Annotated in this window: 12 protein-coding genes and 5 pseudogenes; 12 read left to right on the top strand and 5 right to left on the bottom strand. The window is 37.3% G+C overall.

Annotated features, from left to right (window positions below):
- Positions 1 to 110 precede the first annotated feature (110 nt).
- Positions 111 to 689, top strand: a complete 579-nt coding sequence (gene rsmD, locus V3224_RS16320; RefSeq protein WP_334471731.1) for a 16S rRNA (guanine(966)-N(2))-methyltransferase — start codon at positions 111 to 113, stop codon at positions 687 to 689.
- Positions 690 to 705: 16 nt separating this feature from the next.
- A complete protein-coding gene (locus V3224_RS16315; protein WP_334471729.1) occupies positions 706 to 969 on the top strand; it encodes a DUF1145 family protein in 264 nt (87 codons plus the stop codon).
- Between the two features lie 255 nt (positions 970 to 1,224).
- Here V3224_RS16315 and V3224_RS16310 read toward each other — a convergent pair whose 3' ends face one another.
- Positions 1,225 to 1,617 carry a DUF2500 domain-containing protein gene (locus V3224_RS16310; RefSeq protein ID WP_334471727.1) on the bottom strand — a complete coding sequence of 131 codons (393 nt, stop codon included), beginning with the start codon at positions 1,615 to 1,617 and terminating at the stop codon, positions 1,225 to 1,227.
- A 78-nt stretch (positions 1,618 to 1,695) separates the two neighbouring features.
- On the opposite strand from V3224_RS16310, the gene V3224_RS16305 reads away from it, so the two are divergent.
- Positions 1,696 to 2,325: a lysoplasmalogenase gene (locus V3224_RS16305; RefSeq protein ID WP_290605844.1), complete on the top strand. Its 630-nt coding sequence runs from the start codon at positions 1,696 to 1,698 to the stop codon at positions 2,323 to 2,325.
- A 144-nt stretch (positions 2,326 to 2,469) separates the two neighbouring features.
- A complete protein-coding gene (locus V3224_RS16300) occupies positions 2,470 to 4,836 on the top strand; it encodes a zinc/cadmium/mercury/lead-transporting ATPase (protein WP_334471724.1) in 2,367 nt (788 codons plus the stop codon).
- A 105-nt stretch (positions 4,837 to 4,941) separates the two neighbouring features.
- On the opposite strand, the gene tusA is transcribed toward V3224_RS16300, so the two are convergent.
- On the bottom strand, positions 4,942 to 5,190 hold the full coding sequence (gene tusA, locus V3224_RS16295; RefSeq protein WP_334471722.1) for a sulfurtransferase TusA: 249 nt from the start codon (positions 5,188 to 5,190) through the stop codon (positions 4,942 to 4,944).
- A gap of 198 nt (positions 5,191 to 5,388) precedes the next feature.
- On the opposite strand from tusA, the gene V3224_RS16290 reads away from it, so the two are divergent.
- The 3 genes from V3224_RS16290 to glpQ all read left to right on the top strand — a co-directional run bounded on the left by V3224_RS16290 (position 5,389) and on the right by glpQ (position 9,116).
- Positions 5,389 to 6,066: a 7-cyano-7-deazaguanine/7-aminomethyl-7-deazaguanine transporter gene (locus V3224_RS16290; RefSeq protein ID WP_334471720.1), complete on the top strand. Its 678-nt coding sequence runs from the start codon at positions 5,389 to 5,391 to the stop codon at positions 6,064 to 6,066.
- A 520-nt stretch (positions 6,067 to 6,586) separates the two neighbouring features.
- The gene (gene glpT, locus V3224_RS16285) at positions 6,587 to 7,939 is read left to right on the top strand and encodes a glycerol-3-phosphate transporter (RefSeq protein ID WP_032115629.1); all 1,353 of its coding nucleotides are present in this window, start codon (positions 6,587 to 6,589) and stop codon (positions 7,937 to 7,939) included.
- 100 nt (positions 7,940 to 8,039) lie between these two features.
- Complete coding sequence (glpQ, locus tag V3224_RS16280) at positions 8,040 to 9,116, top strand: glycerophosphodiester phosphodiesterase (RefSeq protein WP_334471718.1); 1,077 nt, start codon at positions 8,040 to 8,042, stop codon at positions 9,114 to 9,116.
- A gap of 60 nt (positions 9,117 to 9,176) precedes the next feature.
- Here glpQ and epmA read toward each other — a convergent pair whose 3' ends face one another.
- Positions 9,177 to 10,157 carry an elongation factor P--(R)-beta-lysine ligase gene (gene epmA / locus V3224_RS16275; RefSeq protein WP_032115627.1) on the bottom strand — a complete coding sequence of 327 codons (981 nt, stop codon included), beginning with the start codon at positions 10,155 to 10,157 and terminating at the stop codon, positions 9,177 to 9,179.
- A 1,114-nt stretch (positions 10,158 to 11,271) separates the two neighbouring features.
- Between epmA and frdA the strand changes: the two are divergent.
- Both frdA and V3224_RS16265 read left to right on the top strand, forming a co-directional pair.
- A pseudogene (gene frdA / locus V3224_RS16270) lies at positions 11,272 to 12,765 on the top strand (fumarate reductase (quinol) flavoprotein subunit); the annotation flags it as partial.
- A 205-nt stretch (positions 12,766 to 12,970) separates the two neighbouring features.
- Positions 12,971 to 13,150 (top strand): annotated as a pseudogene (locus V3224_RS16265) (hypothetical protein); the annotation flags it as partial.
- Here V3224_RS16265 and V3224_RS16260 read toward each other — a convergent pair.
- Positions 13,147 to 13,749: pseudogene (locus tag V3224_RS16260) on the bottom strand (transposase); the annotation flags it as partial. The pseudogenes V3224_RS16265 and V3224_RS16260 sit on opposite strands and share 4 nt — an antisense overlap.
- A 118-nt stretch (positions 13,750 to 13,867) precedes the next feature.
- Between V3224_RS16260 and V3224_RS16255 the strand changes: the two are divergent.
- Positions 13,868 to 14,740, top strand: coding sequence for an IS982 family transposase (locus V3224_RS16255; protein ID WP_334467716.1), 873 nt, complete (start codon positions 13,868 to 13,870; stop codon positions 14,738 to 14,740).
- A 29-nt stretch (positions 14,741 to 14,769) separates the two neighbouring features.
- Here the strand turns inward: V3224_RS16255 and V3224_RS16250 are convergent.
- A pseudogene (locus V3224_RS16250) lies at positions 14,770 to 15,144 on the bottom strand (IS701 family transposase); the annotation flags it as partial.
- Between the two features lie 69 nt (positions 15,145 to 15,213).
- Between V3224_RS16250 and V3224_RS16245 the strand changes: the two are divergent.
- Positions 15,214 to 15,369: pseudogene (locus V3224_RS16245) on the top strand (hypothetical protein); the annotation flags it as partial.
- Positions 15,362 to 16,096 carry a succinate dehydrogenase/fumarate reductase iron-sulfur subunit gene (locus tag V3224_RS16240; RefSeq protein WP_334471711.1) on the top strand — a complete coding sequence of 245 codons (735 nt, stop codon included), beginning with the start codon at positions 15,362 to 15,364 and terminating at the stop codon, positions 16,094 to 16,096. The pseudogene V3224_RS16245 and the gene V3224_RS16240, both read left to right, overlap by 8 nt.
- The last annotated feature ends 7 nt before the right edge of the window (positions 16,097 to 16,103 follow it).

The raw sequence follows: 16,103 nt of genomic DNA, 5'->3' as shown, positions 1-16,103 counted from the left end.
CCCATTTCATGTTAAATTAGCGATAATTTTCATGTTGTACATGCTGTCGATAAACATTGGTATTATTATCATCTATATTAACAAACTGTAATGACTAAACTATGTAAATTATGGCAAGAAAAATACAATCTGCATCACGTGGCCAAATTCGTATTATTGGTGGTAAATGGCGAGGTCGTAAACTACCTGTCTTTGATAGTGAGGGCTTACGCCCCACAACAGATAGGATCAGAGAAACTTTATTTAATTGGTTAATGCCTGTTATTCAGGAGGCTCGCTGCCTTGATTGTTTTGCTGGTAGTGGCGCTTTAGCTATTGAAGCACTTTCTCGCTATGCCGCTTCAGCTACCCTAATTGAATTAGAGCGCTCCGTCGCAACACAACTTGTGGCCAATCTAGCTAAATTAGAGGCAAAAAATGTACAAGTGATTAATAGCAATACATTGAACTATCTGGCACAGAACGGCACAGCCTATGATGTCATTTTTCTTGATCCGCCTTTTCGTAAAGATCTATTGCAACAAACAGCGTTGCTACTAGAACAAAATGGTTGGTTAAGCGAAAATTGTTGGATCTATGTTGAGGCAGAAGCAGAAGCTAATTTAGCCTCGTTACCTAAAAATTGGCAGCTTCATCGTAAAAAAGTTACTGGGCAAGTCGCTTACTGTCTTTATATTCGTAATCAATAATTAGTTGGAAAATATCATGTTAATAAATGCTGGAAAATTATTAATGGTTTTTGTTTGGGGATTCATGATGTTTAATTTAATCCATCCATTTCCAAAACCATTAAAATATTTTATAGATGTAGCAATGATATTTATGATTTTCATGCATGCCATGCAAGCCATTTTTTTACACGCCGCTTTTGCAAAAACAGAAAAACATCCTCGTTGGCTGCAAATAAAAATCTTTCTATTTGACGTTTTTGAACTTTTAGCCTGGCAGAAAAGACAAAAAACTGACTAACTCACGAGTTTCGCACGGGCATATAAAATTCTAGAAATGGCTTCAGAACAATAATTAATCTGTAACTTGCTAAGACGTATAAATTTACTTAAATTACAATAAGTTATTTTTAATTTATGAGATTTTTTCTATTTATATATTATGCTGAATTAAACTTAAAAATAGAGCGTTTTTTTATTGGTGCGAAACTCGTGTAACTATAAAAAAAATCGCAAGTAATTACAAAGGCAATGCATTATTGGCTGATAAATTTAGCTATTTTGCATTGGCTTTGCTTTGAAAGCGAACAAACCTTGTTCCCTGCATATAAAGCGTACCTCTATCCCCTTTTTTAATCGCATTATATTCCTTCTCCTTTTTTAGGAAAATCTTTATTACCTCACTAGCCGATAGCCGCTGAAAATAAATTTCATAACGAAAAGTTTCCGGAGTAACAACCTCTCGTTGACGAGAACGCATGTTAGGATAGGGATAATCTTTCTTATCAATGACCTCAACTTGATAACTGATAATCGGAGAATTATCATTAATGACATCTTGTCGACGTTGATCAAAAAAACGTTTCGTCGCTAACATAATAATGATAATAATAGTAATAACGAATATAACCGATTTATTCACAATATTTTCCAAGCTTTCATTATTCATATATTTAGTAACTATTATTGTCTATCCTCTAATAGGATCAATAATTTCTAATTAACCTTTTTAGTTAGTGGGGAAACCATGATCAGTTGGCCATTTCTTGCTGTGTTATTTTCTGGTTGGCTTTATATTGATGCTGCCTATCGCGGTCCACAATGGCAATGCTGGCTGTTTCGCCCAGTTACGCTATTATTGTTAGTGTTTTGGGCCTGGAGTGCCGATTTTACTGATGCTGCCGGCTATCTGATCATGGCGGGTCTGTTGGTGATGCTAATTGCTGACAGCTGGCAAATGCTTTCCAAGGAACGTTTATTGCCGACTATTTTCTTGTTGTCTCTAAGCTACCTACTTTATACCATCAGTTTTGCTATGCAGATGAATTTCACTTTCTACTTGCCATTACTGACTATCCTACTAATCCTTAGTGTCATGGTATTAATTATAATCTGGGCACCTCTTGGTTCACTACGCGCACCGGCCATTTTTCTACTAACAATGTCATTCATTATGGCTTGGATAGCGGGTGAACAATATTTCGGTCTAGCAAGAGAACATAATTTTTCCATTATGATAGGTGCATTTTTACTTTTTATTGCCAACAGTATTTGGCTTATCGCCAACTTTCGTTACCCATTTAAAGCTTCTAAAGCAACAATTACCGCTTGCTATTTTATTGGTCAATTTTTCATTGTACGTTCGCTTTACTTATAAGTTGGATTGATAACCATTTTTCAGCTAAATAGCATTTTTTGTCAAAAAATCCCCTCTTTTATGTTTGACTTTAGAGTTAACTCTAAAGTGTAAAGTAAATCACAGAAACGAAATTTTAAGTGAGTGAATTAAAAAGGGGATACTATGTGTGCGCATACCCATCAACAACATAAGCATACTGCAAAATGTTGCACAACCAATAGCCACAGCAGCGATAAAAAGAAAGTTAGTGGTCACAAACATAGCAAAAAAACCGTATCGCTATCAGCAAAAAATAGCGCTGATGATGAACATCATCCTGCGAAGAGTAACACTAAACTTATTGATCAGCAGGCATGCAGTGATACCAATCAATATAATTGCGTAAGTGAACATTCACTTATGCCCGAGGAAAGTAATGCCGTCATTTCAAGAGGAAACCACCGCTTTCATTGGATTGTAAGCGGTATGGACTGCGCAAGCTGCGCGCGTAAAATTGAAATAGCCGTTAGCAAGGTAAAGCATGTCAAACAAGTAAAGGTACTGTTTACAACCGAAAAATTAATTGTCAATGCTGATGATGATGTTCGTGATGATGTAATCAAAGCTGTGCAACAAGCGGGCTTCAAATTATATAACCTCAATGCCGCCGAATCAGCCACAAAAAAGAAGCAAAATAATCCATTTAGTGAATCTAAACCTATCATTATTTTAATATTTTTTATGTTAATCAGTTGGGGAATTTCCTTCATTGATGTAAAAGTAGGACAAATTGCTTTTATTTTAACAACATTATATGGACTCTACCCGATTACAGTTAGAGCAATACAACTGATACGCTCAGGTACCTTTTTTGCAATAGAAACATTGATGAGTGTTGCGGCAATAGGTGCATTATTCATTAATGCCAGCGAAGAAGCCGCGATGGTACTGTTGTTGTTTATGATAGGAGAAAGATTAGAGTCATATGCCGCTGGACGCGCACGCCGAGGCATCAGTAGTTTAATGGCACTTATTCCTGAACAAGCGGTACTCATTAAAAATGGTGTAAAAACCACTATCCCTGTCTCGACACTGCAACCAGGCGACATCATCGAAATCCTTCCTGGTGGCCGTTTACCCACTGATGCTGAATTAGTGAATGAATTTGCCAGTTTTGATGAAAGTGCATTAACCGGTGAATCAATGCCTATTGAACGAAAAACGGGGGAAAAAGTATCAGCTGGCGCACTTTCTATCGATCGCGCTATACAAATGAAAGTAATATCTGAACAAGGGCAAAATGCGATCGATCGCATAATGATATTAATTGAAGAAGCTGAAGAGCGCCGCGCCCCAATTGAACGATTTATTGATCGTTTTAGCCAAATTTACACGCCCCTTATTATGTTAGTCGCAACATTGGTTATTATTATTCCACCACTATTTTTTGCTCAATCATGGGACATATGGATCTATCGTGGTCTAACCTTGCTGTTAATAGGCTGTCCTTGCGCTTTAGTGATCTCTACTCCAGCGGCAATTACTTCTGCTCTGGCAGCAGCAACCCGTCGAGGAGCCTTGATTAAAGGTGGCGCAGCCTTAGAGCAATTAAGTTCTGTCACCCAAGTTACCTTGGATAAAACAGGTACGCTTACCGAAGGGAAACCACAAGTTACTGACATCATAACCGCTGAAACAGTGACCGAGGAAAAACTATTGCAATTTACCGCTTCAGTCGAAAGCGGATCACACCATCCTTTAGCAAAAGCGATTTTGGCTAAGGCTCAAGCGCTAGAAATAAATGTTGAACCCGCCCAGAATCATAAAGCATTGGCTGGTATTGGGGTGGAAGGTTATTTGGCAGATAAATATATTCTGGTGTCAGCACCGAATAAAATCTCTGACGATATATTAACCATACAATGGCAGCAAACTGTAAAAACACTTGAAAATCAAGGTAAAACTGTTGTTGTGGTACTAGTCGATAACAAGTTACTTGGCATTATTGCTATGCAAGATACATTACGCTCAGATGCCATTGATGCGGTTAATAAACTGCAAAAACTGGGTATTAAAACCGTCATGTTAACGGGTGATAACCCACTGGCAGCTGAATCAATTGCGCAAAAAGTTGGTTTAGATTATCGGGCAGGGCTGTTACCTGAAGACAAAGTCAATGCCATTATAGCACTCAGTAAAACCAACCATACACTGATGGTTGGCGATGGTATTAATGATGCTCCCGCAATGAAGGCCGCAAATGTTGGCATCGCCATGGGTAATGGAACGGATGTCGCTCTTGAAACCGCTGATGCGGCATTGACTCATAACCGGCTAACTGGATTAGCCGAGATCATTATGTTATCACGAGCAACCAGAGCCAATATTCGTCAAAACATTACTATCGCTTTAGGACTAAAAGCTATCTTCCTGGTGACCAGTTTATTAGGCATAACCGGCTTATGGATGGCTATTTTAGCAGATTCCGGTGCCACTGCATTAGTGACCGCAAATGCGCTCCGTTTATTGAAGGATCGCCAGCCAGAATAAACACTTTGTTAAATATTATTTATATATTTGAAAAAAGAGAGACATGATTCAATAATCTCTCTTTTTTCAATATACTTTTTGTTTAACACCGTTTCGCTTTTAGTATTAATTAACTTTCTTGCGGATCAAATAACGGTAGGGAGGTTGCTGAATCTCTTCAGCAAGCAATTGATGTTCCATAAAACGGCAAAAAGCAGGAATATCACGGATTGTAGCCGGATCATCCGCAATAATTAATAACGTTTCACCTTCAACCATCTGACGAACCATTTTTCTTATCATCATCATTGGCTGAGGACAACGTAATCCTTGTGTATCAAGGGTTCGGTTAGGGTTAGTAAAAATATCTGGCATTGGTATTTAGTTTTAAAGCCTATTCAATAGGTTGGAATTATATTACAAATTAAATAAATTCACCCGCCATTTATTAAATAAAATAGATAAGAAAACTTTATTATTCATTTTGCTTTTATCTTATCTCAGGCGTATGATGCACCGAGTAAATTAAATTATCATGGGTTCCCTCACCCCATTTAACCAAAAAGGTATAATATGTTCGAATTGACGCCACAACAGCGTATCAAAGCACTCATTTGGCTTTCCTTTTTTCATATATTGATTATTACCTCCAGTAATTATCTGGTACAACTGCCAATTACCATTTTTAGCTTTCATACCACATGGGGAGCATTCACTTTCCCTTTTATTTTTTTGACAACGGATCTAACTGTACGTATTTATGGTGCTCCTCTCGCTCGACGGATTATTGCTGCAACTATGCTGCCGGCTCTTTCTGTCTCCTACATTCTTTCGGCGCTTTTTTACCAAGGACAATGGCAAGGGTTTATCACACTAAATGAATTTAATCTATTTGTTGCCCGTATTGCGCTAGCAAGCTTTATGGCTTACGCTTTAGGTCAGATTATGGATATTTTCGTGTTCAATAAATTACGTAATTATTGTCGTTGGTGGATTGCACCGACTGCGGCAATGTTTTTCGGTAATCTACTGGATACGATTGCTTTCTTTTTCATTGCATTTTATCACAGCACTGATCCTTTTATGGCGGCCAATTGGGTAGAAATTGCTTTAGTCGATTATAGCTTTAAGTTATTTATTTGTATGTTATTTTTCCTCCCTGCTTATGGATTGATGTTGAACTTCATTCTAAGTTACTTTTTCCAAGGCCAACACCAAAAGAATGGTTATCTAGCTGCAGATAATAATTAAGTTGAATCAAGACAAAATTTGCCTAATTGAATATCTGTTTAGCGACAAAACTATCTATTGAGTGGAAAGTGGCGATATCCACTCAGTGGAATACCTTGTAACCAACAGAATGCCCAGTAATAATTCGGTTATAGGTGAATTGTTGACCTTAATCCAATGTCTGATAGCGACTTAATAAGTAGTCATCGAACACAATATAAGCCACTCTTAATCAATAATCTTTATTAAGAAACAAAAACGAGCATTCATGGTGACTTTTTGTAACAGAACTAACAAATTTATGACAAAGCTCACAATTATACTTAAATAATTAAAAAATTATTTCTATCGCCGATATATATTTTGTCTGTTTACTCACAAATTTATAACATTTTCGCATTCGTATGCAGACATATGCATTAACATGAGTTATCTTAGCACGCGATTAAGAAAGAAGACCTAATAATAACGTCTCACATTTTCGTTTTAGCAATTGCTTATTACTTGATAGCAAAAATTTAAATGCTATCGGAGGAGAATTATGTTAAGTATTTTTAAGCCAGCACCACATAATAAAAGAGTTCCGGCAGATCAAATTGATCCGCTTTATCGTCGCCTACGGTGGCAAATTTTCTTCGGTATCTTTTTGGGTTATGCCGCTTACTATCTCGTTAGAAAGAATTTTGCATTAGCGATGCCCTATTTAATTGAGCAGGGGTTTTCTAAAGGTGAACTTGGTTTTGCTTTATCAGGAATCTCAATTGCATATGGTATCTCAAAATTTATCATGGGCTCAGTCTCTGATCGTTCAAATCCGAGAGTATTTTTACCTGCCGGGCTAATTTTATCCGCCTCAGTAATGCTAATTATGGGCTTTGTGCCTTGGGCTACCTCAAGCATTATGATTATGTTTGTGCTGCTCTTCCTATGCGGTTGGTTTCAAGGTATGGGATGGCCTCCTTGTGGCCGAACAATGGTTCACTGGTGGTCACAAAAAGAACGGGGTGGTATCGTTTCAATTTGGAACTGCGCGCATAATGTTGGTGGTGGCATCCCGCCGTTGTTATTTATATTAGGCATGGCATGGTTCCACGACTGGAAAGCAGCACTATATATGCCCGCTTTTGCTGCCATTTTTGTTGCTATGATTGCCTTTGCTTTAATGCGTGATACGCCACAATCTTGTGGTTTACCACCGATTGAAGAATATAAAAATGACTACCCACCTGATTATACTGATAAAGACGAAAAAGAGCTGACTGCAAAGCAGATTTTTATGCAATATATTTTGCCTAATAAGCTACTTTGGATGATCGCTTTTGCTAACGTTTTCGTATACTTATTACGTTATGGTGTACTCGATTGGTCACCAACTTACTTACGTGAAGTTAAACACTTTGCTATGGATAAATCCTCATGGGCTTATTTCTTATATGAATATGCAGGTATTCCAGGCACGCTACTTTGCGGTTGGATGTCAGATAAAGTTTTCAAAGGAAACCGTGGCGCCACCGGCGTATTTTTCATGGCATTAGTCACCATTGCAACTGTTGCCTTCTGGCTCAATCCGCCAGGTAATCCTCATATTGATATGGCTTGCATGCTAATTATTGGCTTCTTAATTTATGGCCCTGTTATGTTGATCGGTTTACATGCGCTTGAATTAGCACCCAAAAAAGCCGCAGGTACTGCTGCTGGTTTTACCGGTTTATTTGGCTACCTTGGTGGCTCGGTAGCAGCAAGTGCTATCGTGGGTTATACCGTTGACTATTTTGGCTGGAATGGCGGCTTTATGGTAATGATTGGCGGTAGTTTACTTTCTGTTATTTTATTATTTATCGTGATGCTGAGTGAAAGCAAGCATAAACGCGAAATGGCAGAACAACATAGCTAATTTATGTCATAAATCAGTTATCTTTAATTAATAAGCTTGGCAAAAAGGGGAACTCATTTTATCACTGATTTCCCCGCTCATAATAAAGAGAATTATACTAATGAATATAAAATTAAATAGCTTGGTTGCTAGTATGTTATTAGTTATGTCAATGTCAGCAATGGCTCAATCTAACGCAAAAGTGGTTATTGCTCACCGCGGGGCAAGTGGTTATCTACCAGAACATACATTACCCGCCAAAGCAATGGCTTATGCGCAAGGTGCCGATTTCCTTGAACAAGATCTGGTAATGACAAAAGATAATGAACTGATTGTATTACATGATCATTACCTAGATAGCGTTACAGACGTTGCGGATCGCTTCCCTGGTCGTGCTCGCAAAGATGGTCGCTTTTATGCCATTGATTTTACCTTACCCGAAATTCGATCACTCAAATTTACTGAAGCCTTTGAAATTAAAGATGGTAAAAAAGTTCAAACCTATCCTAATCGTTTCCCGATGGGAAAATCCAGCTTCCATATTCATACTTTTCAAGAAGAAATTGAATTTGTCCAAGGTTTGAATAAATCTACTGGTAAAAATATCGGCATTTACCCGGAAATTAAAGCACCTTGGTTTCACAAACAAGAAGGAAAGGATATTTCGACCAGAGTGTTAGAAGTTCTGAAGCAATATGGCTACAGCAAGAAAAGCGACAATGTGTATCTTCAGTGCTTTGATGCTAATGAATTAAAACGCATTAAAAATGAACTTTTACCTAAATTAGGCATGGATTTAAAACTGGTTCAATTAATTGCTTACACGGACTGGCATGAAACTTATGAAGAGCAGCCTAACGGTACATGGACAAATTATAGCTATGATTGGATGTTTAAGCCGGGAGCAATGAAAGAAGTCGCTAAGTATGCTGATAGCATTGGCCCAGATTACCACATGCTTATTAATGAAAGCTCCAAACCTGGTAAAATAAAACTTACTGCTATGGTTAAAGATGCGCACAAAAATAAGTTAGTCGTTCATCCTTATACCATTCGGATTGATAAGCTACCAAATTACGTGAAAAACGGTCAACAGCTGTTTGATATTATTTATAACAAAGCTAACGTCGATGGTGCCTTTACCGATTTCCCTGATCTCGGGGTAAAATTCTTGCAAAAACAGCATCAACATCAATAATAGCCAGCAATAAATTCAGCGGTAATAATTTACCGCTGATTACTATTAGTTTACTGATAATTAAGCTCGCTCTATAGAAAAAGAGATAACATCACTGATTTTTTCTGCATTCAGCGCCAACATGACTAAGCGATCAATACCTAAAGCAACACCTGAACAATCAGGTATGACTTTATCTAGCGCAGCAAGCAGACATTCATCAATAGGCTGTTCTGGTAAACCCATTTTTTCGCGCATCTGATTATCATGCTCAAAACGTTCTCGCTGTTCTTGTGCATCAGTCAACTCACGAAAACCATTGGCCAACTCAATACCCTTAAAATAAACTTCAAAGCGCTCAGCAACTCGGTGGTCTTCTTTACTAATTTCAGCTAATGCTGCCTGTGAAGCAGGAAAATGATAGATAACGGTAGGCTTATCTTTACCTAAATTTGGTTCAACTCCCATAGTAAACAAAAATTGTAATAACACATCTTTGTCTTCTTCTGTTTCGGCATTATTTAAACCCAACTTCACTGCTGCATCACGTAATTGTTTTTTTTCTGACTCCAGTGCTAATGGATCAATGTTTAGATAACGCTGAAAGGCCTGTTGATATGATATCCGCTCAGTGGGTTGGCAGTCCAAAATTTGTTGCAACAAATCATCTACTTCATCAATAAGTCGGTACATGTCATAATGAGGCCGATACCATTCAAGCATAGTAAATTCTGGATTATGATAACGTCCCTCTTCTTCATTACGAAAAGCTTTAATCATCTGATATATAGGCCCACTGCCGGCCGCTAGCAAGCGTTTCATATGATATTCAGGACTGGTTATCATATACAATTTGGTGCTGTCAGCAATTACCGGAGCAACAAATTGGGTTTCAAACGGTGAGAGATGAATATCTGTTACCGTGAATTTGCTTAATATAGGCGTCTCTACTTCCACTACTCCTCGATCGATGAAAAAACGTCTGATTTCAGCAATAATTTTGGCTCTTTTCAGTAAGTTATTGATAGACGCGCTCGGTTGCCAATTCACTATCTCACTCATTGTAAAAACTCCAAAAAAGAATAAAGCGCGCTAGTTTACTCGCCTGTAAACAAATAAACAAATAAACAAATTTTTCATATCGTTAATCTCATCACTCTGTTTTTTAACAAAAATAAACTAACCCTTAGTTAAATAGTAAGAGAACTTGAAAATATTAATTAGTTGAAATAAATAATTAACGTTAGTTATAAGTTGATATAACTACTTTCTATATGATCTCCAATTTAGCTGAATAAAGAAAATATTTCAACTCAAAATCATCAAACCATAAAAAATAAATTCAAATAATATCAATATGTTAAAAACATTTGGAAGTTATTTTCAGCTATAAAATTAATAAAAATAATCATTTTAATGGATTAATGTAAATTTTTATTTATTAAAATTGCATTTATTTATAATATTTTTATTCTTATAAAATTATTATAAATATGACTAAAATTACCTTATTGCTCATAAAAATATTATCAATGAATATATTTTTATTGATATAAAAAAACACCAAAATAAAATAATGTTATATATCAATAAATAAGCATATAATTACGCTATTTTTATTAAATAAAAATCATATTATTTATTAAATTGGCAACAAAAATTTGCTGCTGGTAATTGTTTGAGATTTATTTAAAAATCATTATCAATACAATAAAAATAAAAACCAACCCAAAATCCACTAAGTCAATAAGATAACATATAAACTTAATTATACCCATTTTATGATCAAAAATAGCTAATTTTTAAACAAGTCTATTAACTCTCACTTTTTATAAGCAAAATCCTAGAAAACTTGTACCTGAATCAAATCTCTGTCGGTAACAATTTGTTATAAATTGCTAAATAATAATTTATTGTTAATTATTCACGAGTTTCGCACAGGCTTATAAAATTCTAGAAATGGCTTAAAAGTAATGATTAATCTGCAAGTTACTGAAATGCATAAATTCACTTAATTTACAATAAGTTATATTTAATTTATAAGGTTTTATCTATTTACATATTATGCTGAATTAAACTTAAAAATAGAGCGTTTTTTTATTGGTGCGAAACTCGTGTTATTAATCATAATTAAATAACAATGCCATAACAACATGAAGTTTATTTTCAATTAGTAATGGAGAAGCATAGTGTACAAACCTTTAATGCTGATTTAGTCATAATAGGCGCTGGTGGAGCTGGTTTGAGGGCAGCAATTGCTGCTACTGAAGCTAATCCCAATCTAAAAATTGCTTTGGTTTCAAAAGTCTATCCCATGCGCAGTCATACTGTCCCTGCAGCAGGTGGCGCAGCTGCAATTGCTCAATCCCATGATACCTATGATTATCACTTTAATGATACGGTTTCAGGGAGAGATTGGTTATGTGAACAAGATGTGGTTGAATATTTTGTGAAACATTGTCCAACCGAAATGACACAACTGGAATTATGGGGATGCCCATGGAGTCGTAAAAAAGATGGTACAGTGAATGTCCGTCGCTTTGGAGGAATGAAAATCGAGCGCACTTGGTTTGCTGCTGATAAAACAGGCTTCCATATGTTGCATACTCTATTTCAAACCTCTCTCAAATACCCACAAATCCAGCGATTTGATGAACATTTTGTGTTAGACATTCTGGTTGATGAAGGAAGAGTACATAGCCTAGTCGCTATCCATATGATGGAGGGCACTCATATTCAAATTAACGCAAAAGCCGTTATTATGGCCACCGGTGGAGCCGGCCGTGTTTACCTTTATAATACTAACGGCGGAATTGTTACCGGTGACGGTATGGGTATTGCATTACGGCATGGCATTCCATTACGTGATATGGAATTTGTCCAATACCATCCGACTGGCTTGCCAGGTTCTGGAATACTTATGACTGAAGGTTGTAGAGGTGAAGGCGGGATCCTCATCAACAAAGATGGCTATCGTTATCTACAAGATTATGGTTTAGGGCCTGAAACCCCTCTAGGTAAACCAGAAAATAAATATATGGAATTAGGCCCTCGAGACAAGGTTTCTCAAGCTTTTTGGCATGAGTGGCGTGCAGGTCGCACAATAAAGTCATCACGCGGTGATGTCGTGCATCTTGACTTACGCCATTTGGGCGCTGAGAAACTACATGAACGCCTACCCTTTATTTGTGAATTAGCCAAAGCTTATGTCGGCGTCGATCCCGTTACTGATCCTATCCCTGTTCGCCCAACCGCATATTATACAATGGGGGGAATTGAAACGGATCAGAAATGTGAAACATCAATTAAAGGTCTGTTTGCTGTAGGCGAATGTTCGTCAGTTGGCTTACATGGTGCAAACCGCCTGGGTTCTAACTCTTTAGCAGAATTAGTCGTTTTTGGGCGATTAGCTGGCATTGAAGCGGCTAAATATGCCACTGAAGTCTCTCCAGCCAATAATAACGCCATTGAATTAAAAGCGCGTGAAGTTGAAACCAATTTAACCAAACTGATCAACCAAAAAGGTAAAGAGAATTGGGCTAACATCCGTGATGAAATGGGGATAGCAATGGAGGAAGGTTGTGGCATCTATCGTACACCTGAATTAATGCAAAAAACCATGGATAAACTAGCTCAACTTAAAGAACGCTTTAAACATACACGAGTTTCGCACAGGCATATAAAGTTCTAGAAATGGCTTAAAAGCAATGGTTAATCTGCAAGTTACTAAAACACATAAATTTTATTAAATTACAATAATTTGTATTTAATTTATAAGGTTTTGTCTATTTATATATCATGCTGAATTAAACTTAAAAATAGCGCGTTTTTTTATTGGTGCGAAACTCGTGACATATTGAAATTCAGACCATAGCAGCGTCTTTAATACTCAACTGCTCTACACTATCGAATTAGGCTTTAGTCTAGATGTAGCGGAATGTATGGCTCATTCTGCTTTCTATCGCAAAGAATCGCGTGGTGCTCATCAGCGTCTGGATGAGGGTTGTACTGTCCGTGATGATGTTAATTTTCTCACGAGTTTCGCACAAAACTAATTTGGGTAAGCTAATAAAACACGGATTTGCTCAGTAATAGCACTTTTGATTACGTCCCAATTTTGTTGATAAAGGGTTATTTTTTCAGATATACGACGTTTATGTTGTTCAAACCACGCAGAAATAGCGAGAAAAATATGATTTCTTTGCGCTCGGCTCGTGCGAGCCTGACAGCGTTCAATACCACAGTTTTGTTTAACTTCTCGATGATAAACTTCAACAGACCAACGGGCATCCATGATAGATTTGAGGTATTGACGGGTGGGATTCTCTTTGTTTGTTACTATGTAATCAATACGGCCGTTTTTGGCTGTAAATTTGAAAACGGTTACCCAACCATATCCTCGCAAGTGTATTGACGTTCCTTCTTCTGAGATGTCTAACTTGTTCAGTTGTTTGTTATGGTTAACAATCCTATTTTTCCTCAGCCTGGTTACCCAGATCCAACCATGAGAGCGAATTGATTTCAGGTTATCCAGGCTAGAATACCAAGCATCCATCACTACGGCTTCTGGCATGATCCCTCTTTTTTTAGCAAGAGTGAGCATTTCGGAAAAGTGCGTGTTTTTTGTTTTTCCATCAGAATCTTTATTATAAATAACCTGAGTTCGGGATAAGAAATAAAGAGAAAGTCTTGATATTCAAATAGTTGAATGAGCCTGTTTTGTTAAAATACTCTAACAGTCTGGTTAAAGAGTAGAGCATTGTTAAACAATTATGGAAAATCTTACTGAACTTTATTGCCTGATGGATGATTTTTGCAAAGACTTCGAGCCAAAAATGCATGAATATTTGCTGACTAACGGTACTAAGCGTCGTAGACGGTCTACTCAGCTTTCGTTGGCGGAAATGATGACACTGGTTGTGTTGTTTCATCAACTCCGATTCAGGCAATTCAAGGTATTTTATCTCTATTATGTCCGCTTATATCTCCGGAAGGAATTTCCTAACTTGCCATCCTATTCACGCTGTGTAGAGTTACTTCCGCGTAGTGCCTTAGCGTTAACGGCACTGTTTGAGTCAATTAAGGGAAAATGCACGGGGCTATCGGTTGCCGATTCTACTCCGATAGCGGTGTGTGATAACTTACGGATCCGCAGACATAAAGTCTTCAATGGGATAGCTGAACGGGGAAAAAATTCAACAGGTTGGTTCTTTGGTTTCAAGCTTCATGTAATTATCAATCATTTGGGGGAAATACTCAGTTTTCGACTCACACCAGGAAACACCGATGATCGGAAACCATTGCCTGAGCTGACAAAGGATCTTTCTGGTTGTTTGTACGCAGATAAAGGGTATTTATCGGCTTCACTGAAACAGCAACTCAAAACGATGGGAATTAGCCTTATAACGAATATCAAGAAGAAAATGAAGCCTATTAAACAGACTTGTTTCGACAAAGCCATCTTGCGTCATCGTTCTGTCATTGAAACGGTATTTGATGAGTTAAAAAATCTTTGTCAAATAGAGCATACGCGACATCGCTCTCCGGCTAACTTTGTAGTGAATTTATTAGGCGGACTGGTTGCATATTGTTTAATGCCATCTAAACCAAAGATACCTGTTGCAGGTACGTATCTTCAAGTATAATTGATAATGCTTATCCCGAACTCAGGTTAAATACGATAATTGATAGGAATTGATTCAACCTTCGTCAGATCATGCCAAAGCAAATTAACTAAACCTATGCCAGCAATAACCTCATGTTCATTACCTGAATATTGATAATGGACCATCTCTATTTTTTTACTACGTGTTTTGGCAATCAATGTATCATCGGCAATTAGTACGCAAGGGCTTTTTTTGTCTATAGAAGGTTCAACTAATCGCCATAGGTCTTTAGGTCTAAAACATCTACTTTTTAGCCATCGGCTAACAGTGTCATGAGATAAAGGCGATGGGCTTACTTCTGATAACGCTAAACCAGAGTATCTTAAACTGCTTACTTGTAAGAATGTTTTATAGATATCTTTAATACATGGATAACCCGACAAAATATGAACACCCTGATTTTTTCTTGTTTTTAAATTTATACTTCTTTTTTGGAGATTGCGAAACTCGTGTTTCTAAAACATTCTCTTGCCTATTATAACTCACAAGGCGCCCCAAATATTGCTTATCGCGATGTGAAAATTACCAAATTAGCGCCAGCTAAGCGAGTTTATGGTGGTGAAGCAACAGCACAAGAGCGAGCAAAGAAGGAGCAGGTGAATGGCTAAGATGAAAAAACTGAAAATGGAGATCATGCGCTATAATCCTGAAACTGACGATGTCCCCTATTCTGTTACTTATGAAGTACCTTATGATGAACAGACCTATTTACTAGATGCTCTCGGTTATGTTAAAAACCACTTAGCACCTGAGCTCTCATACCGTTGGTCTTGTCGTATGGCAATATGTGGCTCTTGCGGTATGATGGTTAACCAGATGCCTAAATTAGCCTGCAAGACTTTTTTACGGGACTATACCGATGGCTTAAAAGTAGAAGCATTAGGCAATTTTCCTATCGAAAGAGATTTAGTGGTAGATATGACCCATTTTATTGAGAGTCTTGAAGCTATTAAACCCTATATTATTGGTAATAATCGTAAAGTTAGTGATGGTCCCAATAAACAAACCCCTAGTCAAATGGCTAAATATCATCAATTCTCTGGCTGTATTAATTGTGGCCTGTGTTATGCAGCTTGCCCTCAATTTGGCCTTAATCCAGAATTTATTGGCCCTGCTGCAATCACACTGGCAGAACGTTATAACCTTGATAGCCGCGATAAAGGCAAAAAAGAGCGCATGCCATTATTAAATAGCGATAATGGTGTATGGAGCTGTACATTTGTCGGTTACTGCTCTGAAGTATGTCCTAAACATGTCGATCCTGCCGCTGCTATTCAGCAAGGAAAAGCCGCAAGCGTAGAAGATTTTATTATTGCTATGTTGAAACCAAGATAAGGAAGAA

Source organism: Arsenophonus sp. PmNCSU2021_1 (genome assembly GCF_036919435.1).
Taxonomy (GTDB): Bacteria; Pseudomonadota; Gammaproteobacteria; order Enterobacterales; family Enterobacteriaceae; genus Arsenophonus; species Arsenophonus nilaparvatae.
Note: the sequence above shows the minus strand (reverse complement) of the source record. Positions and strands in the feature narration are given on the sequence as shown.